Annotated in this window: 20 protein-coding genes; 3 read left to right on the top strand and 17 right to left on the bottom strand. The window is 28.7% G+C overall.

What is annotated here, in order from left to right; translation table 11 throughout:
- Positions 1-21: 21 nt before the first annotated feature.
- The 12 genes from ATO12_RS12770 to ATO12_RS24930 all read right to left on the bottom strand — a co-directional run bounded on the left by ATO12_RS12770 (position 22) and on the right by ATO12_RS24930 (position 16,519).
- Positions 22-1,467 carry a TolC family protein gene (locus ATO12_RS12770; RefSeq protein ID WP_034242439.1) on the bottom strand — a complete coding sequence of 482 codons (1,446 nt, stop codon included), beginning with the start codon at positions 1,465-1,467 and terminating at the stop codon, positions 22-24.
- Positions 1,464-4,424 (bottom strand): efflux RND transporter permease subunit, encoded by a 2,961-nt coding sequence (locus tag ATO12_RS12765; protein WP_034242437.1) that lies wholly within the window; start codon positions 4,422-4,424, stop codon positions 1,464-1,466. The genes ATO12_RS12770 and ATO12_RS12765 overlap by 4 nt, the downstream gene beginning before the upstream one ends.
- Positions 4,402-7,488: an efflux RND transporter permease subunit gene (locus ATO12_RS12760; protein ID WP_081802059.1), complete on the bottom strand. Its 3,087-nt coding sequence runs from the start codon at positions 7,486-7,488 to the stop codon at positions 4,402-4,404. Before ATO12_RS12760 ends, ATO12_RS12765 begins: the two co-directional genes overlap by 23 nt.
- 6 nt (positions 7,489-7,494) lie before the next feature.
- Positions 7,495-8,541 carry an efflux RND transporter periplasmic adaptor subunit gene (locus ATO12_RS12755; protein WP_081802058.1) on the bottom strand — a complete coding sequence of 349 codons (1,047 nt, stop codon included), beginning with the start codon at positions 8,539-8,541 and terminating at the stop codon, positions 7,495-7,497.
- 124 nt (positions 8,542-8,665) lie between these two features.
- The gene (locus ATO12_RS12750; protein ID WP_034242433.1) at positions 8,666-9,235 is read right to left on the bottom strand and encodes a hypothetical protein; all 570 of its coding nucleotides are present in this window, start codon (positions 9,233-9,235) and stop codon (positions 8,666-8,668) included.
- The gene (locus ATO12_RS12745) at positions 9,235-10,290 is read right to left on the bottom strand and encodes a BF3164 family lipoprotein (protein WP_081802057.1); all 1,056 of its coding nucleotides are present in this window, start codon (positions 10,288-10,290) and stop codon (positions 9,235-9,237) included. Before ATO12_RS12745 ends, ATO12_RS12750 begins: the two co-directional genes overlap by 1 nt.
- Positions 10,291-10,433: 143 nt before the next feature.
- The gene (locus ATO12_RS12740; RefSeq protein ID WP_034242430.1) at positions 10,434-10,658 is read right to left on the bottom strand and encodes a hypothetical protein; all 225 of its coding nucleotides are present in this window, start codon (positions 10,656-10,658) and stop codon (positions 10,434-10,436) included.
- Positions 10,659-10,726: 68 nt separating this feature from the next.
- Positions 10,727-11,656: a signal peptidase I gene (gene lepB / locus ATO12_RS12735; protein ID WP_081802056.1), complete on the bottom strand. Its 930-nt coding sequence runs from the start codon at positions 11,654-11,656 to the stop codon at positions 10,727-10,729.
- Between the two features lie 579 nt (positions 11,657-12,235).
- Positions 12,236-12,583: a hypothetical protein gene (locus tag ATO12_RS12730; protein WP_034242426.1), complete on the bottom strand. Its 348-nt coding sequence runs from the start codon at positions 12,581-12,583 to the stop codon at positions 12,236-12,238.
- A 19-nt stretch (positions 12,584-12,602) separates the two neighbouring features.
- A complete protein-coding gene (locus tag ATO12_RS12725) occupies positions 12,603-12,944 on the bottom strand; it encodes a hypothetical protein (RefSeq protein ID WP_034242424.1) in 342 nt (113 codons plus the stop codon).
- 166 nt (positions 12,945-13,110) lie between these two features.
- The gene (locus tag ATO12_RS12720) at positions 13,111-13,578 is read right to left on the bottom strand and encodes a hypothetical protein (protein WP_034242423.1); all 468 of its coding nucleotides are present in this window, start codon (positions 13,576-13,578) and stop codon (positions 13,111-13,113) included.
- Between the two features lie 97 nt (positions 13,579-13,675).
- Complete coding sequence (locus ATO12_RS24930; RefSeq protein ID WP_051575806.1) at positions 13,676-16,519, bottom strand: M23 family metallopeptidase; 2,844 nt, start codon at positions 16,517-16,519, stop codon at positions 13,676-13,678.
- Between the two features lie 405 nt (positions 16,520-16,924).
- Between ATO12_RS24930 and ATO12_RS12710 the strand changes: the two genes are divergently transcribed.
- From ATO12_RS12710 to ATO12_RS12700, 3 genes are all read left to right on the top strand, one after another.
- Complete coding sequence (locus tag ATO12_RS12710; RefSeq protein ID WP_034242421.1) at positions 16,925-17,533, top strand: hypothetical protein; 609 nt, start codon at positions 16,925-16,927, stop codon at positions 17,531-17,533.
- A 233-nt stretch (positions 17,534-17,766) separates the two neighbouring features.
- The gene (locus tag ATO12_RS12705; protein ID WP_034242420.1) at positions 17,767-19,092 is read left to right on the top strand and encodes a hypothetical protein; all 1,326 of its coding nucleotides are present in this window, start codon (positions 17,767-17,769) and stop codon (positions 19,090-19,092) included.
- A 1-nt stretch (position 19,093) separates the two neighbouring features.
- A complete protein-coding gene (locus tag ATO12_RS12700) occupies positions 19,094-20,548 on the top strand; it encodes a hypothetical protein (protein WP_034242418.1) in 1,455 nt (484 codons plus the stop codon).
- A gap of 246 nt (positions 20,549-20,794) precedes the next feature.
- Here ATO12_RS12700 and ATO12_RS12695 read toward each other — a convergent pair whose 3' ends face one another.
- The 5 genes from ATO12_RS12695 to ATO12_RS24925 form a co-directional block, all read right to left on the bottom strand.
- On the bottom strand, positions 20,795-21,667 hold the full coding sequence (locus tag ATO12_RS12695; RefSeq protein ID WP_034242416.1) for a restriction endonuclease: 873 nt from the start codon (positions 21,665-21,667) through the stop codon (positions 20,795-20,797).
- A 78-nt stretch (positions 21,668-21,745) separates the two neighbouring features.
- Positions 21,746-21,955, bottom strand: a complete 210-nt coding sequence (locus ATO12_RS12690) for a hypothetical protein (protein ID WP_034242415.1) — start codon at positions 21,953-21,955, stop codon at positions 21,746-21,748.
- Between the two features lie 15 nt (positions 21,956-21,970).
- The gene (locus ATO12_RS12685; protein WP_034242413.1) at positions 21,971-22,705 is read right to left on the bottom strand and encodes a hypothetical protein; all 735 of its coding nucleotides are present in this window, start codon (positions 22,703-22,705) and stop codon (positions 21,971-21,973) included.
- Between the two features lie 66 nt (positions 22,706-22,771).
- Positions 22,772-23,089 carry a hypothetical protein gene (locus ATO12_RS12680; protein ID WP_034242412.1) on the bottom strand — a complete coding sequence of 106 codons (318 nt, stop codon included), beginning with the start codon at positions 23,087-23,089 and terminating at the stop codon, positions 22,772-22,774.
- A 462-nt stretch (positions 23,090-23,551) separates the two neighbouring features.
- Entirely contained in the window at positions 23,552-24,856 is a 1,305-nt protein-coding gene (locus ATO12_RS24925; protein WP_051575805.1) for a hypothetical protein, read from the bottom strand.
- Between the last annotated feature and the right edge of the window lie 19 nt (positions 24,857-24,875).

The following is a 24,875-nucleotide window of genomic DNA, read 5'->3' as shown; positions in this document are numbered from 1 at the left end:
TTCATACTAAGAGAAATAGCTTTATAAATAGCTTATTTTTCGCTTATTTTGAAAGTCATACATGGTTATTTTTCTTATTTTATAATATTTAAGCCAAGTTTCTTTCAACATAGTTAAGTAATCACTATCTATTTGTTGATGTTCTCTTTGGGCTATATTAAGATCGGTTATTGTAGCTTTACCCAAAGAATACCTTTTTCTTAAAAATTCATATCTTTCATTAGCAATAAATAATTTTTTATCTAATAAGGACATTCTTTTTATATTAGAATTATATTCGTTAACTAAACGATATAATTGTTGTTTCATATCTTCTATTATTACATCATAATGATTCCCCTGTAAATCTTTCTTAATATTCATTAGTTTAATTTGTTGTTTATTTTTTCCAAAATCATACAAAAGATATTTTAAAGAAAGTGAATATGATTGTTGATCCTGTAGGTTTTCTATTGATTCATTGAATGAAACAGCGGTATTTGACAATCCGTAAGACGCATTAATATTAATTTTGAATCTATTTTTTGATTTATATTTTTTGAGTTCTAATTCTAATTCTAATTTTCTTCTTTCTTTTTCAATCATTAGTTGATTGTTTTCCATCATTTCCTTTAATGCCAAATCAAATGAAATATCTAGATTTAAAATAAGTTGTTTTGGTGTTGTATTTAATTCTAAATATGTACTTTCCTTAATAAAACTTTCAAGTACTTGCTGCGATATTTTTTGATTAGTGAGTAAAGTATTTATTGTGGACTCTGTATCTAATATGCTTAATTCTAAAGAAAGTAACTCTCCTTTATTTATGCTACCTATTTTGAATCTTTTCTTAGCTACATCATATATTTCTTTTATATCTATGTTAGCCTTTCGTATTTCTTCAATATTTTTAGTTAATACAAATAATTCAAAATATTTCTCTACTGTTTGATAAGCTATCTCTTCAAGTTGAGTGTTAAAATTTGCAATATCTTCTTTTGTTTTTAACCTATTAATCGTTTTTTCATGCCTAAGTGGATTGAAAATAAAAGCATTGTTGGTGTAGGATAAAGAAAAAGGAGTCGAAAAGTATGTTTGGTTTTCAGTATTTCCAAATAAATCAATTCTATTAAAAAAAGAAGAAAAAGTAAAAACTCCACCAAATATAGGCTCTCTTTGTTCTATATTAAGGCTTAAATCGTAATAAGCTTGGTTTTGAGTTACAAAGATATCTTTTCCTTCAGATGTTGTCACCCTGGTTACCGATTTAGAGATAGAAGGTAATATTGATGAAGCATAAATGTTAGGAAGAAAAACTTTGTTGAAAATAATACTATTTGTTTCTGAATACAATTTTTCTTTCTGAGCTTTTTTATACAGTTCAGAGTTTTTTAATGCTAAATCTATCGCTTCTTCAACACCTAAAGTTGATTGTGAGAATAAAAATCCTGAGCTAAAAATTAATAGATACGTTGTGTATATTCTCATAACATTAATTTTTTATAGAGAATTGGAACTATAAAAATACTCATAAATGTTCCTGCCAACAACCCTCCAATTAGTGAAATAATTAGAGGAGATTGTAACTGAGTACTTAATTCATTTTGAAATAGGATAGGTAAAGTTGCCAATATCGTTGTTAAACTTGTCATAACAATTGCATTTAATCGTCTTTTACCTGCAGAATTAATAGCTTCATCTATAGTAAATCCATTAATAAGGAGTTTTTTGATTAAATCTATTTTTAGAATAGAATCATTAATAATTATACCGCTCATTACTATCATTCCAATAAATGACATAACATTTAAAGTGTTATCTGAAAGATATAAAAAGATAAGTGCCACTGAAACCGAAACAGGGACTTCTGACAGAATGATTAAAGGTAATTTTAAAGAATCAAATTGTATTGCTAAAATTAGATATAACAATAGAAAGGTTGTGATAATAATAAAGAAAATCTCTTTTTGCAGTTTTTCTACCAACTTGTAAGTACCCTCAAAACTTATGGGGGAATTAGGGAAAGTTTTCCTTATAAAATCAATAACTTGTTTTGGTTTTTTTGACTTAACGTATAATATATTACATATACCTCCTAAATCAGCTTCAACCCCTTTTTTATATTCTTCATATTCAAGAGAAATTAAATCTTTTAAGTTATATGAGATTCCATTATTGTTAATAAACTTTGTTTTCAAAAAAGAATCTAATTCAGGGCTGTTTGCAAGAAAAGTAACAGGAATTCGTGTTCTGCCATAATTAATGTTTAATAACTTTTCTTTTCCAAATTTCAATTTAATAAATTCGATAATCTCATTTTTATCGATACCATAAATAAAGAGTTTATCGTCATCTATATTAACTTTTATTCTTTCAGTTTTACCTTTTAAATTAAAAATCAAATCTGGAAATGATCCAATCATTTTATTTTTAATGGTTTCCAAATTAATTTTGTCATCATATGAAATAACTCTTAAGTTATATTCTTCATTTACTAAAATAGAATTAAGAGCATTTTCTTCACTTAAAAATTTGATACTACTCTTCGGGAATTTTACTCTTAATTTAGAAACCATTTCTTCTTTTATGATTTCTTTATCGTGGCCTTTTTTTACTTTTACGAAGTACAATGATTCATAGTCTTCAATTGAATTTCTTTGAGTTTTAGATAAGAAATTTTGTTGATTCAGATACAATTCCGAAGACTCAATATTGTTTTCTAGAAAGTTTAAAATAATTTTTGACCTTTTAATTAATTCTTTGTTTATAAGATTTTGATTCCATTCAACCTTAAAAGCTAATTCTGATGATTGTAACTCTGGTAATTGCTTTTTATCAATCAAAATAAATGAAGTTATTCCTAAAATGATGACAATAGTTATTCCTAAAATAACAGAATTTCTGTTATTATTAATTTTATCATAATATTTTTCATAAAAAAATAAAAGCTTAGTATTAAAAACATATTGATTAGATTCCTTTTTAAGCAAAATATATAAAGTAGGTAATAAAATTACGGAAACAAAAAAAGAAGATGTCAACGCTATTGTTACGGAAATTGCCTGATCATAAAATAATATTCCCGCAAGCCCACTCATAAAGATTAAAGGAATAAATATTGAACAAGTGGTGAGAGCAGAAGAGATTAAGGCTGTAAATATTTCATTCACACCTTGAATAGTGCCTTTACTTATATTATTCGCAATTTTACTATTCTGCTCTACATTATCTAATACAATAATGATATTATCTATCATTAAACCAACACCTAATATAAGACCAGATATTGATATCAAATTAATGGAAATATCTAGAATGTAGAACAGAAACAAATCAATTAGTAGTGATGTGGTGATAGTTACTAATATGATTGTTATGTTACTAAAAGACGATTTCAAGAAAAAAAATGTAGTAACAATAGTCAGTACAATCCCCAAGACTAAACTTAAGGTTAAATTCATCATAGTGTCTTTAAGTATTACAGTCTTGTCATTCGTTTTTGATATAATAATATTTTCATTCTGTTCCGCTATATTTTTAATAGTGCTATTCAATTTTGAAATAAAATCACTTTCTTTTGAGTTTGGATTTTTAATAACTGCAAGGCTAATTGCTTTATTCATATCGTGATAATATTCATCTTCATTTTTTATAACATTTTTTATATCAGCTATTTCAGAAAGAGTTATTTTTTTATGGTCAATTAACAATGTTATTTTTCCTATGTCATCTAAAGAATTAATGCTGTTCTCAATTGATAAATCATATGTAAAATGTCCTTCCGAAATCTGTACATTCCCTAAAACAAAACTACTTTCCTTTATTGCTGTTTTTACCTCTTGTAAAGTAATTCCTAAAGAATTAATAAGTTTTTCATCAATGGAGATTTGGATAGCTCTTTTGCTTAAACCGGTCATATCAACGAATGATACTTCATAAAGTTGTTCTAATCTGTTTTTTAATTTCCCATTTACAAAAGAAGAAAGGTCTTCAAAAGAAATAGAAGAATTATCTTTTAAAGTGACTGATAAATAAAGTAAAGGTATCTCTGAAAGGTTAGATTTCACAACTTTTGGACGATTTATTTTATAGGGTAAATCAGATAATGTTTCATCAATTTTCTCATTTACTTCAAAAAAAATCAAATCTAAGTTTGATCCATAATCGAAAATTAGTTCCACTTTCCCATTTTTAGTATTTGAATAACTATTAATATCAACAATACTGCTAACTTGTAGTAAATTGTTTCTAACCTTTTGCACTATTTTGTTATCAAAATCCTCTGGAGATTGCCCTGGATTATCAATAATAATATCCAATTTTGGGAAATTTGAATCAGGAAACAATGATATTGGAATTTTCTGAGACAAAATAATACCAGAAAGAATGAGCAATGCAAAACTCATAATCACTCCTATAGGCCTATTTACTAAGAATCGAATCATACTTATTATTTGAAACTAAATAAATTGGAAGAATAAATATCAGAGTAAATAATGAAAATAAGAGTCCTAAGCATATAGTTACCGCAAAAGGGTACCAAAAATTATTTTCACTATCAGATATTAGAAATGGAATTAGCCCCACAACAGTAGACAAAATTGTAATAGTTATAGGAATTATCTTTTGGTTAAATGCCTTGAAATAAGATTTTTCTGAATTAAATTTTTTATTATAATTAGTATATTCATTGATAATAAATATTGCTGAATTAACCAATATTCCAATCAATAAGATTAAACCACCATATACTCCAGAGTTAAATCCAATCTCCATGTAATAAAGACTGAAAAACAATCCTATAAGAGTTATAGGTATCATTGATACTATGAGTAAAGATTTCATAAAAGATTCTAATAATATTGCACAAATACTGAAAATCATAAACAAGCAAACTAATATTGGCAAGAATAATGTTTTACTTTTATCATCCAGAGGAACTATATCTCCATCTTTTAATTTAAAACCAGGAGCAAAATATTTTTTAAATCTATTAATTATATCTTTTTTCACAATTTTGTTGTGTTTTTTAGTTCCTTTGAAATCGTATTGCAATACTAATTGATATTCCTGATTACTTTTCACTATCTTATCTGGAACGCTTTTTAAATCTAATTTTACATCAAACTTAGGTTTGTATCTAATTGAATCATTAGCTAAAAATTGTGTATTGAGGATAATGTAGGCTGATTTCTTTTCTTTAGTATTAGAAATTAGTTTTATAGGAATTTTGCCTTTCCCGATTTTATAGTTTCCAATTTCTTTTAGCGAAAAGTTATCATAAAAATCTTTCAATACATTTCGTGAAACCAAATCAATGCCTTGTAATGTATATTTTTTTTTATTGTGGTAAAACCAAGATTGCTCACTTTGTAGTACTGTGTTTTTAATTCTATTATTTTTTATTATTTTTTTAGATACCATCTCGGCATATGAATGTAGTTTTTTATAATCGTATCCCATAAAGATAATACTAGAGCTATACGATTCATCAGAAAACGTTCCAAATGGTTTTCCTACTCCATAAATAGTAAAATCAACACCACTCATATTTAATGATTCTTTTTCTAAAAACCCTTTTAGATCATATAAAAAATCTAAACTAGTATCAGCTTTGAAAAAAACATCAATTTGAGCGGATCTCTTATCATATATGGTCGTTTGAAAAAAATCTATGCCTAAAGATAAATTAAGATTTAATGAGTTCTCAATTTTTTTGCAGATAGTATCAATATAATTGATTGTCGAACCAAAGGGCGTCTTTATTCTCATAGATACTTTTGGTCTTTTGGGGTTTTGAATAAAATCATCGTCCAGAGAATTCTCGAAAAACAACTTAAGTACCCCACCAAAATATTTATCCGTCTTAGGTCTTACATAATTGGTATAATAGTCGCTTCCAATACTTAAATTATAAGCATCAGTCCAAAAAGAATTTCCTTCTATATTTTTAGGAAGTAAAAATAACGGGGTACCAAAGAGAAATATTAATACGACACCTATTATTATACGGTAACGTGTTAGAAAAAGAATAATTTTCCTATAATAACCTACTAAAAGAAATAATTTTCTGATTTTTAATAAATTTCTTTTGGGCGTATTAGATTGAATAATAGATGGGGTGAAAAAAAAGCTCACTAATAATGAAGAAGTCAATATAATAACCAAAGTCCATGAAAAATCTATTAAGTTTATCCTAATAGAATCCTCTAAAAAAACGATCAAAAAAAGCGGAGTAATAGTGGTTATTGTTGCTGCAAAAATAGGCAAAACAATTTTTCTGTTTTTATTTCTTAAATAATGATCAATACTTATGATAGTATTATCAATTGCAAAACCGATTGATATCGCAATTGCCATCAAAGAGTAGATATGAATTCCAATTTCAAAGACCTTAAAAAAAATAAATGATACTAGTAGAATAACTATTAAAGAAAAAAATAAAACAAAAACATATCTGGAACTTTGATAAACAAATGCAGTAAAAAACAACAAGAAAACAAAAGACATTAATGTTCTAAAAAAAATACTTCCCAACTCTTTTTTTAAATGTATTGTTTTATCGTTTGTTAAAATAAAGTTATAATTCGAATATTCTTTATCCAAATTCTGAATCTCTCTTTTTATTGTGTTTGCTAATTTTATTTGGTTTGCATTTTTATCTGCAACTATAGAGAAGCTTATGGATTTTTGCCCATTGATTCTAAATAGATTTATTGGCTCTCTCTTTTTTTTAATTATAGAAGCAACATCCTTTAATCTAATAATTTTAGATTTTACCTTTTTTAAAGGCAAGTTGTATAATTCTTCTATAGAAAAAGAGTCGTTAAGTATAATTGAAAATTCTTCAGAATAAGTTTTGTTTGTACTTATAAATGTTCCTAAATTTTTCTTTTCTAACGAATGTATTAAACTTAACTTTATTTCATTTATAGAAATATTCAATAAATTTATCTCCTTAGAATTATACTTTACTTCATAATAATACGATGGAATACCATCATATTTTATTGAACTTACATTTTTAATTTGATTGATTCTTGGAGTTAATATTTTGTCAATGAATTGCGAGATATTGGAATTTCCTTTTTTCTCAATAATTGAATAACTTAAAAACCTTACATCTTGATCATAGTACCTTTGTTTTAAAACTTTAGGATATGTAATACCTTTAGGAAGGTTTGGATATATTTGCCGAATTAATGTAGACAGTTGAAACCTAACTCTATCTATATCAGTCTTATTGTTGAATTCGATAAAAATCTCTCCATAACCTGCATAGCTCTTAGAAATAATTTTCTTTACATCTTTTACAGAAGAAAATATACCTTCAAATCTAGATGTAACCTCTCTTTCTATTATGTATTGAGATGTGTTTGGCCATGAAAATGATACTTTTAGCACAGGAGAAATATTATCCGGAATCAATTTGTATGACAGAAAAGGGATGCATAATATCCCAATTATGGAGATGGTAAAAAATAGTATCTTAATTGAAAAATTAGGCATGAAGATTTATTCTATAAATTCAATTTCAGCATCGTGAGCGAGATTTATGTTGCCATCAGTAATAATCGTATCATTGATATTTATACCTTTAGTAATAATTATAGAATCGCTAGTTTCATAGCCTAACCTAACATAATTCCATTTTGATTTTCCTTTTGAATATGTGAAAACTATTTTTTTACCTTGTCTGTCCACTAAAGCTTTTTTAGGAATGCATATAACATCATTTATTTTCTTTACAATGTTCACGTTTACATTCATTCCATGTAGTAAAAGCTTATCTTTATTTTCAATAGTAGCCTTAATCAAAATTAATCCGTTATTATCCACTATAGGGTTTATGTGTCTTATGGTTCCTTTATATTTTTTTGACATTGCAACCGGAAATACTTCTATTAGATCGCCTTTAGACACCATTCCCAACTCTTTCTCTAAAATAAAAAAAGTCACAAATAATTTAGAACTATCTATTAAGCTACATATCTTATCTGACATAGAGGACAACTCTTTTTCGTGAGCACTAATGTTTGCTATCACCCCAGAAAATGGAGCAACAATTTTAGTTGCTAAATATTGTTTTCTAGTTTGAATAATTTGGTTTTCTGCTTCTAATAATCTAGAACGAGATTTAACCATATTCATGGTCTCTTTAGGGATTACTAAAGAATCTTTTAGGCTATATCCAAAACCTAATAGAATATCTTCCATATTTAGCTTAGTCTTGGTTAATGTTTCCTTATTTTTTAACATCTCAGAAATGAGATGGCTTGATGATTGATAGGCGATAACATCACCTTTCATTACCATATCTCCTTCATGTACATTTATTTTTTGAATTATACCTTCGTTTTCAAATTTTAAATCTACTTTTTTTATAGCTTCAAGTTTCCCATTACTATTTATTAAAGTCGATAAAGAAGATTTTCTAACAGTTGCTATTTTAACTTTAGTTTTTTCAAAAGCGAAGCTGTTTTCCAAGGCTAAGTTCTCCTTATTTTTGCAACAGAAGAAAAAACTTATTGAAATTAAGTATAAATACCACTTTTTATTCATCGTTTTAAATTAATAAGCTTTTTAGGGATGTTATATTTATCTTTATAATACAAAAATCCTATGGTTATTAGAGTTATATTAATTATATTCATTTCAGAAATTCTACAAAATCTATAGATTGTATTTATTCTTCATTTAAAATAAGTTCTGAATAATGTTTCTTCAAATTTTTAGATTTTAAAGGGGAGCCTATAAAAAGTATTTTTTTATTCTTATCCAACAACATAGTATTATAGGGTTTATAAGAAACATGCTTATAATGTTTTAGGAAAGAGTTATCCATATCAATAACAATATATGATTCAGAAAAATTTATTTCTCTCAAATTTTTCAGGGTCTTTTCTAGATTCGTAGTGGATAAAATAAATTTAATATTAATTTTACTATCTATTTTTTTGAAATGATTTATAATTTCTTGCCAAGCACTAAGTTCTTCAAAGCAAACCCAACAATCCGCATCATAATAAACTAAAATACTATAATCATTATCGAGGTCATTTCTAAATAAGTCATTTAATAAACTTGGATTCTGTAAATCTATTTTTTTATTTCTATAGGTATTGTTTAATTCGATTAGCTCTTTGTTTAACTTTTCTAGTTTTTTAGAGCTATTAAATGTAAAGGTATTACAGCTCAAAAAAGCCATAAATAAACAACTAATAAGAATTAAAAAAAGCTGCTTGTTGTTTTTCATTATAAGTTAAATTTAACTACATCAACAGTTATATCACTTGATAACCCAATTATTGATTCATCATTAACAACCTTAAAATTATAAATAGGTGTATCCAGATTATATAAGCTTATTGGTTTTCCATCATAATCAAATACAAGAATCCTGTTTCCTTTTTTGTAAAAATTTTCTGTAGAAATAACATTCCCAGAAAATAACATATATATATAATTTTCACTTGTATCTAAAGCAATAAAGGCATTTCTGGTTTCACCATTTATTAAACTAAAGATTTTATGTCCATTATTTGATAACTCGTCATAAATAGGTGGGAATTTATCAATAGTAAGTATAGATGTAATTTTATTAGTATCAAGATTATATATTTCAAAAAATGGAGCATATTTATAGGCTGTAATTATATTATTATTTCCATGTATAATATGTGCTGCACACGCTTGTGAAAAAGTCTTATTTGCAACGCCTTTTGCATTATGTATTAAGGATCCAAATGTTTCTATTGAACCACTTATGGTATCTAATTTATAGAAACTATTATTATTTCCATAAAAATCAGTATAGTAAATATTGTTTTCAATCATCGTAATACTTATACAATATCCTGATTCATTGATTTTTCTATCAAACATAGGTTTATCCTCTAGTAAAGATTCTAAAGAGTATCCAAGTATTTTTTTTAACTCCAAATCATACATGAAAAATAAATCATCATTGTCCGAAAATAATTGTTTTGCATGTTTGATTTCTCCAGGTCCTCGCCCTTTTTTCCCATAACTTCCTATAAATTGATATGTTTCTAAGTTGTATACTTGCAATGGATAAGTAGTCTTATCATCCAAAAGTATAAGATGATTATTGACTATATCCATGCCTTCAGGGAAAATTATAGAATCATATTTAAATGGAAGCTTTTTTGACTTAATTTGTTTTAAGTTTTTGAAATCATTCTTTGAGTAAAAATTCAAATTTTTATTAGAATAAACTTCATCATGGACATTACATGAGTTTAGTCCAATAAGACAAATTACCACAAGGAATTTCATATATATTCTCATTTTCTAATAATTTTTATATAAAAGATATCTTAAAATAGATTTATACTGTAAACTTGTTGTTATAATAAACTTTACCGTTTCATTAAGATGATAGAAGAGAAGGTTCTGACTGTTCAGAACCTTCTTTAATAAAGGGTTATACCCTATTGAGGATTATTGATCCACTGTCTGTAAAGATAGACTTCTCCTCCACCTGGATCGCAAAGAGCGGTTTCGGTTACACAGCCCCCAAAATAATATGCTTGGGCAATGTTATCAGAATCTACGAATAATCCTGAAATTTCCTCTTTTGAATCGCTGTTACTTATTGTAAATGCCAAAGCACTTGCACACAAAGCCAGCCCGAATACTAAAAACTTTTTTTTCATTTTTAAAAATTATTTTTATATTCTACCTACTCTATTAAAGGCTTTTCGGTTTTCGCCTATTTTTTTATCTAAAACCAAAAAAGAATTTTACCCACAATGCATTTTTTAGGTATAAAACCAATAAATCTAGAATCTATAGATTCCATCCTATTATCTCCTAATAGGAAAAAATAATCATTGGTAAAAGTAAAGGATGTAACTTCCTTATTTCTTAAAAAAAATTTAGAGTTGTGTTTTTTTAAATTTACATTTTCATAAGACCCTATCACCTGCCTGTACATATTATAATTTTCTTCGTTAAGGTCAATTCTCATCCCTTTAAAAGGAACTATAATGGGGCCATAATTATTCTCGTCCCACTTAGAAAACATACTTCTTGGAAAAATAGAATCTTTTTTAAAAGAAACTAGATTATTAATTTTTGATTGAGCAATGATTTTTTTATTACCTATTTTTCCATATTCTTTACCTGTTAAAGTCAATTCAAATAGATTTTCACCTAAATATTTAATCCTTGGAGCACCTTCAATTTTTTTCACTATACTCTTCTCCAAATTACCTCGGAATTTGTATCGATAAGTATCTAATATTCTTTCATTTTTAGAATTAATAATTGTGTGTCCATTAATTATTTTGATAGTATCTCCATAAATTCCAATAACTCTTTTAACGATTTTTATATCATTATATTTTGCTAAAATTATATCTTCTCGTTTTACATCTCTATAGCCAATCATCCTAATGTTTTTCCATAATCTGATTGGGCCAATTTTTTTAAAAGCTTTAGATAAGTATGGAATATCATGTGTTGTTTCAGGGAGAATAGCTCCGTAATGAATTTTAGAAGCAATAGCAAAACTCTTTTTTTCAATAGTATATTCCATCGAACTGGTTGGTATATAGTAAAGATCAGCTATAAAAACTTTAAACAAGATCAAGCAAAAAAACAGGATGATACCTTTAATCAAATAATTCAAATACCGTTTTTTTATATACATTCTTTATTTATAATTTTAGACAATATGTTTATAAGAATCAGAATAAAAACACATATTACTTTGTTTATTACTACTAATTTCGTTTTGATATTTATGTTACTATTAGCTTTCTATTTACAATAATAAAAGATGTCAGTTTCATTTTTCGGAACTGAAAGTTTTTTTTAATATTTTTAATCAAATAGCTGAATAACAAGTCACAAAACTATGGTTTTGCCACATTCCATGTCTCCGGAAACCCGTAATATTGTTGGTCGTTTTTTATTTTATATTCTTCAGTTTTTACATTTTATGGATTTTGTACTGGACATGAAAGTGTATGAAATCTAATTATTACTACTTAAGTTTAACCCATTTGTTTTAAGTGTTCCATATCAATATTGAGGTAAAAAATTCCTATCGTTATCAAAAATTAGTGATTGATAAAACAACACTATAAGAGGGGTAATATTTTTAAAAACCATGAGTTCTCATGATAAGGCATTTTCCCCTACATACATTAATTCTTTTCTTTTACCTATAATTTATCGCTTCATTGAACTTTTTATTCTCTTTTTCAACAAACCTTTAACATAAATCCTATATACACCAAGATATGAATAATGATAAAAACTGTAATACGGATCCGATCAAAATATAAAGAAAACCATGTTTAAACTTTATAAAATCTATTTTAGCTGATTGTAAATGCTCAATGTAATTTGCTTCCATTTCATCTTTAGTAAGTTCCTCATTTTCTTTTCCTTTGAAATTATTTAATATGATGTGAATAGGTTGATTAAAATCGGGAGTTTCATCTTGATCACATAAACTATTAATTTTTAAAGCTACCTTATCAATTAAATAAAGTTTATATATACCTAATACATTTAACAATATACCGGTACCACTAACCACTTTTCCAACATCAATACAATATAATTCCATTATCGTTTATTTGAACTTATTAGTTGTCAATTTTTACTTTTTTTCTTTTCGTATAGAATTTCTTTTTGTTATAAAGAACAATCATTCCAGCAGACTCAAAGCCATCCGATTTATTGACTCTTTCAAATTGTATTGCATACAAACCATCTTTTTTACTCCGATTTTTCATAATCATATTCATCCTTTGCAAAAATTCATTTCCTGATTCTTTCGATTTTTTTGGGTAGAATTCAAATTTACTATATGTCTTGTGCAATTGTAAAGTAACCGTATCCTCTTCTAATTTTAAATTTTCTTTTTCCTGTGAAAATCCCTGAAAACAGAAAAAGATAAATACTGATGTAATTAAATAAATTTTCATATCGCTTATTTTAAATAGTTTTCCCTAAATTTTGACAATTATATAATAAAACCCCATATCCAAATATTTGGATATGGGGTTTTTAAATATTTACGTTACTTCTAAATTACAAAAAAAATAAGCAACTGATATTAAGTTATTTAATTTTTATCGTTTATTTGAACTTTTAATTGTACACTATTTGAATTCCATAAATATTTTTAATTTCAAGCATTGACATTTTCAAATCAGAATAAATTCTATTACTTTCTATTGAAATTTCAAGTTCTTTTTCTCTAATATCTTCTTCACTAAATGTCGGAGCATAAGCTTGTGCTTCCATATTACTCATGCCAAAAAGGAAACCTTTTGGTGGATCCATTTTATATACCTTATTCTTGACATCTTCATGAATCATTTTCTTTACATTATCAACGTTTACAATTAAGCAAATTTTAGTCGTCTGATTTTTTAGAAAAAAATTTAATCTAGTATCAAACTCCAAGTAAGGTTTAACTTTTTTTGGTGAAAGAATTTTATCTGTATCTGAAATATAAGATACATTGGGATTATCCATTTTAATTTCATTTAATATAACACTCTTTACATCATCTATATCAAAAGCACGAGTAACCTTAACTATTACTTCTTTCATCGTTTATTTATACTTTTATTTAAAAAACAAATTGCAAATACTTAATAAGAGAGATAAACGATTACATCTCATAATATTTTTTGTACACTCCGATACATTATTGTAATTGATAAATCTGGGCTCTATCTGTTAAAGTACCATCTTTAAGCTTAATTCTCATATGTATATGATTTACCATATTCTTATTATATTTATAGTACTGTTGAGGCGTTCCACGATGTCTTATACGCATATCAGGAGATACTCCAATCTGCTCACCTCTTGTTACTTTATCACCAACCTTAAGTGCTAAATTCGGAGTAACATATACCATTTGTATTTCTGTTCCGTTTCTATCTTTTATCGTGATAGTCCTAATTTCATCGTCACTTGAATCATTAGTCTTTGGATAACCGATTTTAATGATTTCTCCTGCGCTCGGACTTATAATAATATCTCCTGGTGTTGTTTCATAATCTACAGCTCCATGAAGTCTTCTTCCTCCATCTCTATTTGCGCCTAGATCTTGAATTTTACCACCATAATCAACACGAACTTTACCTGAAATTGTGGGAGAACCAATATTACCCCAATAGTATGGAACGTTAGGGTCAGGAATGAAATGATTTGCATCTAACTCTTCTCTTTCAAATTCTTCAAATCCTCGAAGTTCTTTAGAATAATTAAGGTAAATCTCAAATAAATAGTGAATATCAGGTAATGTCATTGCTATATTTCGTCCAAAATTTTCATTCTTAATTCTTGCTCTAGTTACTTCATCTATCAATGTACTATTTAGTAAAAAGCTTTTAAAATCGCCTAAAACATTTACATCATCAAGTGCTTTTTCTATGGTGTCTTTTTGTAAATCTGATAGATAATTTTGGAAATATTTAAATTCTGTTTTTTGTTGATTGGCAAAATAGTAATGTTGATTTATTGGAATTTCGATGCTAGTCGTTTGCCCTTTAGGGGTAATGCTTATTGCTAAACTTGAATTTCCTTCTTCATCTGTTGTTACATTCACTCCCCAACCATCTACACCTAATGCATCAGCAATTGCTTTAAAAAACGAATTAGTTGCATTCCAAAAGTGATTCCAAACAGTTTCTTTTGAGCGAACATATAATTTTTCATTATTATCAAATTCTAGCTTTCTTAGACGTCCATCATCATACTCTTTAACAAGATCCGTTTCACCTTGTCTACATTTTAAAACATACTTTCTATCTCCAGATCTACATTTACCGTTTTTATCTGTTTTACACTTAATTTCGAAATCCTTGTTTTCGTTAATAGACTCTCTTGTTTTATATATAATTTGTGTATCTCTTTCTCCTTTTCTAAAAGTACCAAATACCTCTTTTAAATCTACCTCATATTTTGTAATAAAATCATTTAGTGTATATGATATCTTACCATCCGATTTTGTATAAAGCATATGTATCTTTGCACTTTCAGACGCTTTAAAAGAAACATATTCCTCAAATGTTTCCTTTTTTTCAAATGAATTGGTCTGAGAGTTATATTTGCACTCAATTTTCGATCTTGGGGTTTCAATAGATGAAGGAGTGAAATTATAATAAGTATATTCAGTTATTGTAGAGTCTAATTGTATTTCTCCATTTTTAAAGTATTCTTCTTTTATTATTCTCCCTCTATAATCATTAGTATAAATCCAGCCATTTTTTTTACCTGACTTATAAGTTCCATATTCTTTGATTTTTCCTTTTCTAATTACATGATATAAACCATCAGGAAATCCATTTTTGTAATACCCTTCAAATCCGTTTTCTTTAGTATAATCTAAGAAACTGGCTAGTCCATTGATCACAATCATATTATCTTGATTTTTCTTGAATTCGAATGAAGATTTAGCCCAATGGTAAGGATTAAATTCCTGACCAAATAATTCAAAGTTCGAGAATGGAGTAATAGAACTTGTAATCTTACTTTCATTACTTGAAATTGTACCTTTATCATTAAGCAAAACAGAGTTTATATTCAAAAAATATTTTTCATTTTCCTTGAAATATGAATCAGAAATCATCACTGGTTTTAGATCCTCTGGGATTAAATTAATTACGGGTTCGTCTGTAATTATTGAAATTAATTCTGATTCAGATGTCGCGATAATCCCATAAAAATTAACAGCATCATTCGGAAAATCAAATTCTAATGGATCCAATTCATTTAAGTATAGGAAATCTTTTTTCCAATTATTCTTATAATTCTCCAATGTAGAAGAGTTGATTACTTCAAAAACAGCTCGTTTATCATTCCAACCTAACAAGGAGGTGTATTCCAAATGGTTTAATTCTTTAACAATCCAAGTTCTTCCTTCTTCTAATATTTGTTTCAAAACTTTATGAGGAATTTTAGAATAATATGTGTTTGTCTTGCTAGAGGAATTTGATACCAGATTTGTAAGAGTTCCAGATTTTGTACTAATTTTAATAGATTGATCCGTATCTAATTCATTGGTCGAAGTAGCAATATATTCGGTTATTCCAGTTTTTATTTTGTACTTTCCATTCAAACTTTGTACTTCGTCGAAATTTTCTACTTCTTCAGATAATTCATTAATTGGTATTAGGTTTTTAATAATATTGCCATCAGAGTTTAATGAATATGAACCATAAGCAGATTGAATTTCTACAATTTTATTAGGTTTAATTTCTAAGATTAGGGTTATCCAATATCCTGTATTAATATTACCATCAGCTATCTGTACCATATATCTTTGATGGCTAACATTATTATTGAGTTTAATTATTTTCTTAGTATTATTAAATACAAATCCTTTTACTCCAAAAAAATCATCAAGAACATCTTGCTTTACATTTAGTATATTATTTGGATCATAATTCATTTTAATATCATCGTATTTAAACAAAAATTGATATTGGCCATAAGTTGGTAAAAAGCAAATAAGAATTAAAGAAGTAACTAATTTTTTCATAGTCAAATTTGTTATTTATAGTTTGATGGATTTTCAATAGGTATTTGTAAAGTATTAAAAAACCTAATTTATCGATCATTTATTTGAACAAAACACCCCATACTCAGAGTTAAACTGAGTATGGGGTTTAGTTATAATTTTCTACGTTGCTTCTAAATTACTAAAAAACTAAAACAAATGGGTTTTATTTCCTCGATTAATTTGTTATATCTGGAATAGTATCGTTTTTTTAGTGTGCAGCGACATCTGATTTTCTATATTGTTGATGATGAAGCAATAGATATCATTCGTGTTCTTGGTCAAGAAATGGATATGGTGAAACACCTTTAAACAAATTCCTAGTGACCTTGGGTATATTTCCCTAAATAACAGTAACTTTAGCTTTCACCCGAAACCAACTTATTTATGGAAGCTAACCAAGTTAACGAAGCTGCCACAGTTTACGTTACCACAGGAAAAGATAAACCAGAAGCCAAAACCAGCGAGTATTTATTTGCATTCCAGCTCACAAAAGGAAGAATCGCTGAAAGCTTAGTACAGGAGCTATTGAGCATTGAAGGCTATGAGGTGACCAAATTCGGCTTGGAGAACCTTTATCCTGGCTTCTCTAAGAAGATAAGAGGCAATAAAGACTCAACAGCCGAGTCAGTACGTTATTGTCCAGATTTATTCCTACGCAATCCCTGTAATGGTCAGGTGAATTATGCTGAAGTAAAATACCGAGCTAATGGTAAATTCAGTATCAATAGAGCAAAATATCAATTCTACGAAGAACGGTTCCCAAACTGTTTTTTCTTCTTTGTCAATCCAACCAATATTTACTGTATACCCTTTGCAGAACTTCAAGAGCGTAAAACTATCGACTGCAATAAGTGTGATGAATTTCTGCTGAAGCACACAACAGATTTCGATCTAAGAGCTGAAAGTGTTGAGCATTTTGAGAGGTTTGTTTCTACCTTCTTCAACGAAGAGTTTTTAAAGCAAAGCTCAGACATTCAATCATCTACAAAATAGTTCTTTTATCAATTTTAAGGGAATTTTCACATTTTAACCGTAACAGCTTAACTTTTTTTACGTACTTTTAAACCGCTTAACGTCAATATCTTACCGTCAAAAAAAATTACCCCGTTTTCAAGCATTAGGCTTGGAAGCGGTTTTTTATGCAGTTCTGTGAATGTTAAGTGAACCTACATCCTAATTCTCAGAGCAAAAATTAGGAAATCCCTCCCCTAGAATTATATCATATTATGGACAGGATAATTGAAGCTACGCTTATTCTTTTAATTTTAAGTTTGATAACCGAAAAGGTATCAAACTTTATAAAAATGCAGTTTCAAGGTTTATACTTGAAGTATAGAGAATCACAAATTGAAAAAGAAAGGGAAAAGAAGATTCAAACATTGACTATAGTCGTTGGTGTCGTAGTGGCTTTGCTCGCAAAAGCAAACCTATTTCTTCTATATGATGATAAGTTCGAACTTTTCTGGACACACACATCTGAAAAAGAGAATATCTTATCAAACATTATAGGGTCGATAATAGCGGGGCTATTCTTAAGTCTTGGATCAAAGTTTTTTCACGATTTATTGGATATGCTCCTTCAGGTGAAGAACCTAAAAAGAAAACTCAATGACAAAGCAGACTGGGAATTCGAAAACATTCAGCAGGTAGATGGGTATATTAAAAGCCAGGACATCTCGCATCTTAAAGATTATCTTAACAATACATTTAAAGGAAATGAAGGCTTTCTTTTCTATGAATTGGATTACGAGAACCAAGTGATAAAAGTATTTGTAAGAACTGGATCTACTGACATACAAAACGTTGTTCCCTATAAATCCAAGTTAGGAAAGACAAGACTTTTTAAGGTAGAGGTTATAGAAACAGATTCTGAAATCAAAACGTTGGGGCAAGTGCTAAGACCATCCGATGAAATTGCAAACAATGACGCCTACAGAAATAGCCTAAAAGGCAGTATAGCTTATCCAGTTGTAGGTTATGAGGACAATACTTCATATATCCTTACCTGTTATCATACTATATGGAATCAAGGACATAACTGGGACATATTCATACCAATTGGTAAGGAGGAAATTGTCCATCCACTTAATGGTTTATCAATAGGAAGTGTCGTTTACGCATTTAAAAACTCATGGCTGGATGTAGCATTAATCAAACCAAACAATGATGTTGACTTCGCTTTGCAAATCCCCTTGTTGGAAGCACCAAAAGGAACAAGGGAAATTGATGCTTTGGATGTGGAAAGAAAAACCACTGTATATATAAAAAGTAGTTTAGACAATAACAAAGCAAGTAGTGGTTACATCAACGACACGGGTGTTATGTCATACATTAGATACCCCGATGGACGTATAAGGAGTTTGGAGAACCTTATTAAAGTAAAACCTTATGGCACGCGCCCTTTTTCAACAAGCGGTGATTCAGGTTCTCTGGTTTTGGACCAATGGGGATATGCCATTGGAATTGTTGTTGCCGGAAACGAGATAGACACCACGTTCATTATTCCAATATCCACAATATTTGATAATCTTAATCTTAAAATTAAACAATAATATGAAAAACAGACTTTGCACAGCCTGCTTATTATTCCTGTCCGGGTTCTTAAGCTTTGCCCAACAGGAAATCTCGATTGCCAAGCCTTCTTCTGGTAACACCCTCTCCTTTCAAGCCATGCTAAATGGACAGAAGATAGATGTTAAAAAATTGGATACAAAAAAAAACATTTCTATAAAGCCTGATCCGGCATTGACTAATTCCAATTATATTTTAAAGTTGAATGATGGGTCAGGTGCCGATATTACACAAAAACAGTTGAATTCCTCCACCGGGGTCATTACTGGAATAACTAGTGGTCCTCCACTTTACCTTATCTACAAATCAACTGGATACCAAGATTTGAAAATTACTGATATTGGAATAAATCCTTCTTCGCTCGTCTCGCCTGGAACAAATGGAAATGGAGTTACCAGAAGAACACCTGGCACTACTACTAATAATATCACAAGTAAAAAATACACAGCCATAGAATACCTTAAAAGCGGCACACCAAAACCAAGTTTTACGGATGACCCATTATACGTACAGAACATAACTAGTGGCCAAAGATACTTTAGGGATCAGGATAGAGCCTATGTTGTGGTCGATGATAAAGGAAAACTAATTGGAAATGTCCCCGTGAATCTGGACCAGGACGACGTCGTATATATTTATGCTATAGTTGATCGAAACTTTGTTGAAAGTTATGATATTGAGGTTATTGGAGCTCAGTACGCTCCATTAGATCTACAAATAAGGAGCTACGAGTCTCCCGCTCAGATTGGGGTTGCCAATGCTCAAGGACTTTCCATGGCGGATTGGACAATCATTCGGTTTGAACGGGGACCTTATACTTCCAATAATGTTACCTTTAATATCAACAAGACGGAAAGTGTAGACGGTGTTGCACAAAAGTTAAATCTGTCCACATATTCACTGAACATTAATAAGGTGTATCACGTTGCAATTGGCGCATCATTTATATCAACAAATCTTGGGAAACCTGATTTTGATGTCTTCCCCCTCAATGATTCTGAGAATACAATAAATGTGGTGAATAGCGAAGACAGGACGATGGCAACATTCAATGTTATTTTTTATTGGAAACCAACCATAGATTTTATTGCTAAAAAATTGAGAGGAAAGGATCATATTACTCGTGGCAGGGATGTTCTAAAGGAAGCGACATGGTTGGAGCGCTTAAACCCTACATTTGGTGTATCCTTGAACAATGAATGGCGGGAAAACTTTTTCACTGGATTAACCTTTGAATTTGCCAGAGGAGGGAGCTTAATAGCTGGGTGGCATTATGGTAAGGTTCAAGAATTAGTTGATGATGATTTTGTTTTAGGAGAAACAATTTTTACTGGTGTAAAGGAAGATATAAAACTGACAGATGTTTGGGATTCTGGATTCTTTTTTGGGATAACACTGGACACAAGGATATTTAACAAAATATTATCTCGAAATTGACACTCATAGGGCTTATTCATGCATTGCCAGTCTCAAAAGTGAGAACCAGAATACTAGAAAGATACCATGTGCTGACATAGAATTTTCATTGCCTAATCGAATTTTTGGTTTTCAAGTGACACACAGGAAGGATGAAACCATTATCACTAAAACTATTGATAACTAAATACACCCTATAATTTCCATAAGTATCATTATGTAATTTTCAGGGAATAATGAAAACACACCATCTTTTTAAAAATTTTGTCATATTAACTTAGAAATTTGATTCTTATAAAAAGGACTTTCCATATAGGACCTAATACGAATTAGTGCTATATCTTTTTGACTTTTATTATTTGAACTGCCTTCCGGATAGCATTCCCATATTTTTTCATTTATATCTTTGACATTTTTAGAATTTACAATAATCACCCAAGAATATGATTCACTACATAATCCAAACCCCAATTCCTCAATACTATTTTTAAATAAAAATTTTCTAATACAACTAACCTCTTCTCGAACTCTTAATTCTGCATCTCCTTCAGCATTGTTTCCAATACCATATCCATCATTTCCAAATATTGCTGTAGCTTCAGGAGAAAATAATATAGCTCCTCGATGTGCTTGAAAATGATGCCTTCTTAAGTAATCTGCTATTTCTGTAATACGATCTTGTAAATTGCTTTTGAATGAACGTTCGAAGTATTTCTGTATTAATTCCTTATTATTAAGAAGTAAGCTTTCTAAATCACTTAAACTCCAAAAAGTGCAAATATGAGGATATTCATGATTATTTGATATGCCTTGTAATTGGTTTTTGACTGTTTCGCTTGGCACAGTAGAGGTTGCCAGTAAATATCTATTAGCCTTATGTAATACTAACCTTTCAATTATATTACCTAGATCCTTTTCTTTTACGGATTTACCAGACTTAAAAAAGTGTTTACATTCCACAAGATAACGTTCATGAATTGTTATATTCATATCATTAGTTACTGGACGTTCCGCGATAATATCTTTGCCTCTATCTGGACCCCTTGATGGCCTACTTGTTATAGTAAAGCCTTTACTTTTTAGTAAATCTTCTATCAGATATTCAAATCTCTCTTCTGATATTATATTAAAATCAATCACTTATTAGAACTATTTTTTAAGAAAAATACAAATTCTATAAATTCATTTCTGATTTCTTCAAAAGTAAATTTCATCGTTTTATTGAACTTTAGTTGTTAATAATCCATACCCTATTAAGTTGGGCACTTGTGTTTCCCAATTACTATTTTTTTTGTAGACTTCAAATAGCTTATCTGCTTTTACTTTAGCTTCTTTTTCATTATTTGCGTAAATAAAAGCGGTAAAAAAATAGGGTTCTTCTATTTTAGTTCCGTTATCTCTTCCAAAAATAGTTTTGTATTTTTCCATCTGTTTATTGAATTTTTAATATTCTTCTTCTTTAGACAATTTCTTACCTGCATGGTCCCATTCTTTTTTCCAACTTATAAAATATGATGGTTCAGAAATATCTTTCACTATTTCAACAATAAAATCTTGGACAAAACGATTTAAATTATCACTCCCAGTAACAAGTCCTATTGTACCTCCTCCTTCTGGTCCAGTCTGACCGTCATATGCGGCTTTTGACATTTTTTCTATTTTATTAGAATAATATTCTTTTGCACTTATTCCGTTAAAAAAGTCAGGAGTATATACGGTTTCTGCCAAATCAGAAAGAGCTTCAGTAAGTCTATCGAGAACTAGGTAATTTCCTTTCATCATTTCAGAAGTAACTCCTGTATTCCATAGTTCTCTAGCATCACGGTAAGCATTTGCCTTTATTCCCGGTAATTGTGATAAATAAGATTTCGGTATATTTCTTTGAAATTTTCTAACCTCATTAGAAGAATTATTATTTATTTTATAGATGTTCGTTTGATTTCCCTCTATATATGTTCCTTTATCTCTTACCTCAATAGTTCGTCTGTTATCTTGTTTTTCCTGATTTATCGAGTCAGATTTTAGTGGTTGTTCTGCATTATTATTAGATCTTTCTTTCCATTGGTTAATACCAAAAATTATTGTTACGACCACACCTGCAATTCCGATAATTTGACCTATCGTTGGAAATTTATTCAGTCTATTTGTTTTTTCGCTATGATTTTCAGATTCAGACATTTTGCTTGTTAAGTAGTTTATATTTCTTATACTGTTAGTAATGTTTTACAATTTTTCATCGTTCATTTAGACTTTAATAGCATTAACCATTTTTAAGATTGCTAAAATCAAATTTAATCCTCCAATGATTACAATTGCCCATGTTAATTCTCTTTGTCGCTTAGAAGATTTTTCTAGATTTGAAATTAACCTTTTTTGTAGCCTAATATTTAACTCTTTATTACCTTGTTCAATTAATAACGGATAATCATTTGGCCTTATAACTGGATTTTTTCTGTAATTATTTTCGACGATTTGTTTTTGAAACTTTGTAATAAGATCCTTTATCAAATCATCAGAACAACCTTCTGGATAATTACTTGGAAAACTAATTACATTATTCATATTTGTTGAAATTTTAATCGTTTATTTAGACTTTAATTTACTCTCTGTGTTATAAATTATATCAAGGTCTTTATTATTTCTAATAAAGAAATACATTCCTACAGTTAGAAAAAACCAAAGCAGATAGGGTTCAATATCCGTTGATTTACGCCAGAAAATTTGTCTAATTATCCAAAACCAAGAATAAATATTTACAGACCAAACATATAAACGTTTTAACCAGAATTCTACTTTCTTGTAGAATTGTTTAAAGTAATTCTTTTTTCATCATTTATTTGAACAAAACACCCCATACTCAGAGTTAAACTGAGTATGGGGTTTAGTTATAATTTTTTACGTTGCTTCTAAATTACTAAAAAACTAAAACAAATGGGTTTTATTTCCTCGATTAATTTGTTATATCTGGAATAGTATCTGTTTATTGAACTTTTGAATTAATTATTATTCCATTCATATAAATCTTCAGAATTCTAATCTATAGAAGAAATTATCTATGAATTCCCAAGACATATTTTCTTTTCCATTCATTCCTATTTCTCCATTTTCAGCTTTACAAATTAATCGAATAACTATTTCCTTAGATTTGTTTTCTCCATTTAACTCATATTCAATATCCATAGTTATTTCAGAAATCGCTGGTGCTTCGTCTCTGATAGATTTTATTTTAAATGAATTAAGTTTTTTATTTTCTAATATTCGCCTAATTTTTCCTGCTTCTGATCCAATATTAACTTCTTTATCGCTAAATCGATGAATTAGTTGAGCTATTTTTCCATAATTCTGCTTTTTCCAACTTTCAGCTATTTCAAATGCTGTTTTTTCTGGTCTATATTTAGTGAAATTCGTCTGCTCTATGCTAATATTTTCTCTCGGTTCCCAATTTTCTAGTTCTTCCCATCTTTTATCACTTTGGATTTTCCTTTCTTTGTATTCAACAATTACTTTTTTTATTTCTCTCCAACTTTCTCCGATAGATGTTGGTTCTTTTAATGGAACTGGTGGATTTTCTTTTTCTTCTTTTAACGCTCTTGCCCAATCATTAATAGCAAATAAAGTAGACCAACATTTACCTACCACATATTGATTATCGAATTTTAAATCTCTACCGTGCAAAATACCATTCCTGTATGGGAGGAATATTTCTTCTGTGTTGGTCTTTTTTCTTGGAGCATTAAAAATATCCTTGATTACTGTTAATCCTGTACTATGAGATGCAATGCTATCCCAAGCTTTTAATTCTGTATTCTCTGAAAAAAAACCTTTGCTTTTATTTATATCATTAACAGTCCCATCGATTATTGTCAATAATAATAGTACACAGGAATGAAACCTTTTTTCGAGAGTGTCTTTGTACGCTTTCTCAATTAATTCAAAACGGATTGAAAATGCAGGTAAAACTCTGAACCTATGTTGTAACCAATTAATCTCTGTAGATGTAAAGTGTTCCGAAAGAATACTCTCAGCTTTTTCAATATCGCCATTATCAGCTAATTCAACTGCTTTTTCCATTAAAGGCGAATTCATTGATTCATAAGAAATCCATCCTAATTTTGCAAAATAACTATTGAATCTATCTGGTAATGTTGAAAGATGTTCTACATCTCTTTTTAAATCAGGAATTTTAGAAAACACTTCATTTAACCCATTGTTTTTAATACCAAAAAAAGAAAGAAATTTCACAATTTTTCCGATAGCGTTTGCTCCTTGGACATCTCTTCTAATTTTAGAATATGATGGTAAATCAGCTATTTTGTCTTTTTCTTCCATTCAGTTTTATGCTTGTTAC

This window comes from Aquimarina atlantica, from assembly GCF_000626715.1.
Lineage (GTDB): Bacteria > Bacteroidota > Bacteroidia > Flavobacteriales > Flavobacteriaceae > Aquimarina > Aquimarina atlantica.
The sequence above is the reverse complement of the archived record's forward strand: the minus strand, read 5'-3'. Positions and strand labels throughout refer to the sequence as shown.

What these genes read in the sequence shown, in the direction of transcription:
- ATO12_RS12770 (WP_034242439.1), bottom strand. Translation starts at nt 1,467, where the DNA reads ATGAGAATATACACAACGTATCTATTAATTTTTAGCTCAGGATTTTTA.
- ATO12_RS12765 (WP_034242437.1), bottom strand. Translation starts at nt 4,424, where the DNA reads ATGATTCGATTCTTAGTAAATAGGCCTATAGGAGTGATTATGAGTTTT.
- ATO12_RS12760 (WP_081802059.1), bottom strand. Translation starts at nt 7,488, where the DNA reads ATGCCTAATTTTTCAATTAAGATACTATTTTTTACCATCTCCATAATT.
- ATO12_RS12755 (WP_081802058.1), bottom strand. Translation starts at nt 8,541, where the DNA reads ATGAATAAAAAGTGGTATTTATACTTAATTTCAATAAGTTTTTTCTTC.
- ATO12_RS12750 (WP_034242433.1), bottom strand. Translation starts at nt 9,235, where the DNA reads ATGAAAAACAACAAGCAGCTTTTTTTAATTCTTATTAGTTGTTTATTT.
- ATO12_RS12745 (WP_081802057.1), bottom strand. Translation starts at nt 10,290, where the DNA reads ATGAGAATATATATGAAATTCCTTGTGGTAATTTGTCTTATTGGACTA.
- ATO12_RS12740 (WP_034242430.1), bottom strand. Translation starts at nt 10,658, where the DNA reads ATGAAAAAAAAGTTTTTAGTATTCGGGCTGGCTTTGTGTGCAAGTGCT.
- lepB (WP_081802056.1), bottom strand. Translation starts at nt 11,656, where the DNA reads ATGTATATAAAAAAACGGTATTTGAATTATTTGATTAAAGGTATCATC.
- ATO12_RS12730 (WP_034242426.1), bottom strand. Translation starts at nt 12,583, where the DNA reads ATGGAATTATATTGTATTGATGTTGGAAAAGTGGTTAGTGGTACCGGT.
- ATO12_RS12725 (WP_034242424.1), bottom strand. Translation starts at nt 12,944, where the DNA reads ATGAAAATTTATTTAATTACATCAGTATTTATCTTTTTCTGTTTTCAG.
- ATO12_RS12720 (WP_034242423.1), bottom strand. Translation starts at nt 13,578, where the DNA reads ATGAAAGAAGTAATAGTTAAGGTTACTCGTGCTTTTGATATAGATGAT.
- ATO12_RS24930 (WP_051575806.1), bottom strand. Translation starts at nt 16,519, where the DNA reads ATGAAAAAATTAGTTACTTCTTTAATTCTTATTTGCTTTTTACCAACT.
- ATO12_RS12710 (WP_034242421.1), top strand. Translation starts at nt 16,925, where the DNA reads ATGGAAGCTAACCAAGTTAACGAAGCTGCCACAGTTTACGTTACCACA.
- ATO12_RS12705 (WP_034242420.1), top strand. Translation starts at nt 17,767, where the DNA reads ATGGACAGGATAATTGAAGCTACGCTTATTCTTTTAATTTTAAGTTTG.
- ATO12_RS12700 (WP_034242418.1), top strand. Translation starts at nt 19,094, where the DNA reads ATGAAAAACAGACTTTGCACAGCCTGCTTATTATTCCTGTCCGGGTTC.
- ATO12_RS12690 (WP_034242415.1), bottom strand. Translation starts at nt 21,955, where the DNA reads ATGGAAAAATACAAAACTATTTTTGGAAGAGATAACGGAACTAAAATA.
- ATO12_RS12685 (WP_034242413.1), bottom strand. Translation starts at nt 22,705, where the DNA reads ATGTCTGAATCTGAAAATCATAGCGAAAAAACAAATAGACTGAATAAA.
- ATO12_RS12680 (WP_034242412.1), bottom strand. Translation starts at nt 23,089, where the DNA reads ATGAATAATGTAATTAGTTTTCCAAGTAATTATCCAGAAGGTTGTTCT.
- ATO12_RS24925 (WP_051575805.1), bottom strand. Translation starts at nt 24,856, where the DNA reads ATGGAAGAAAAAGACAAAATAGCTGATTTACCATCATATTCTAAAATT.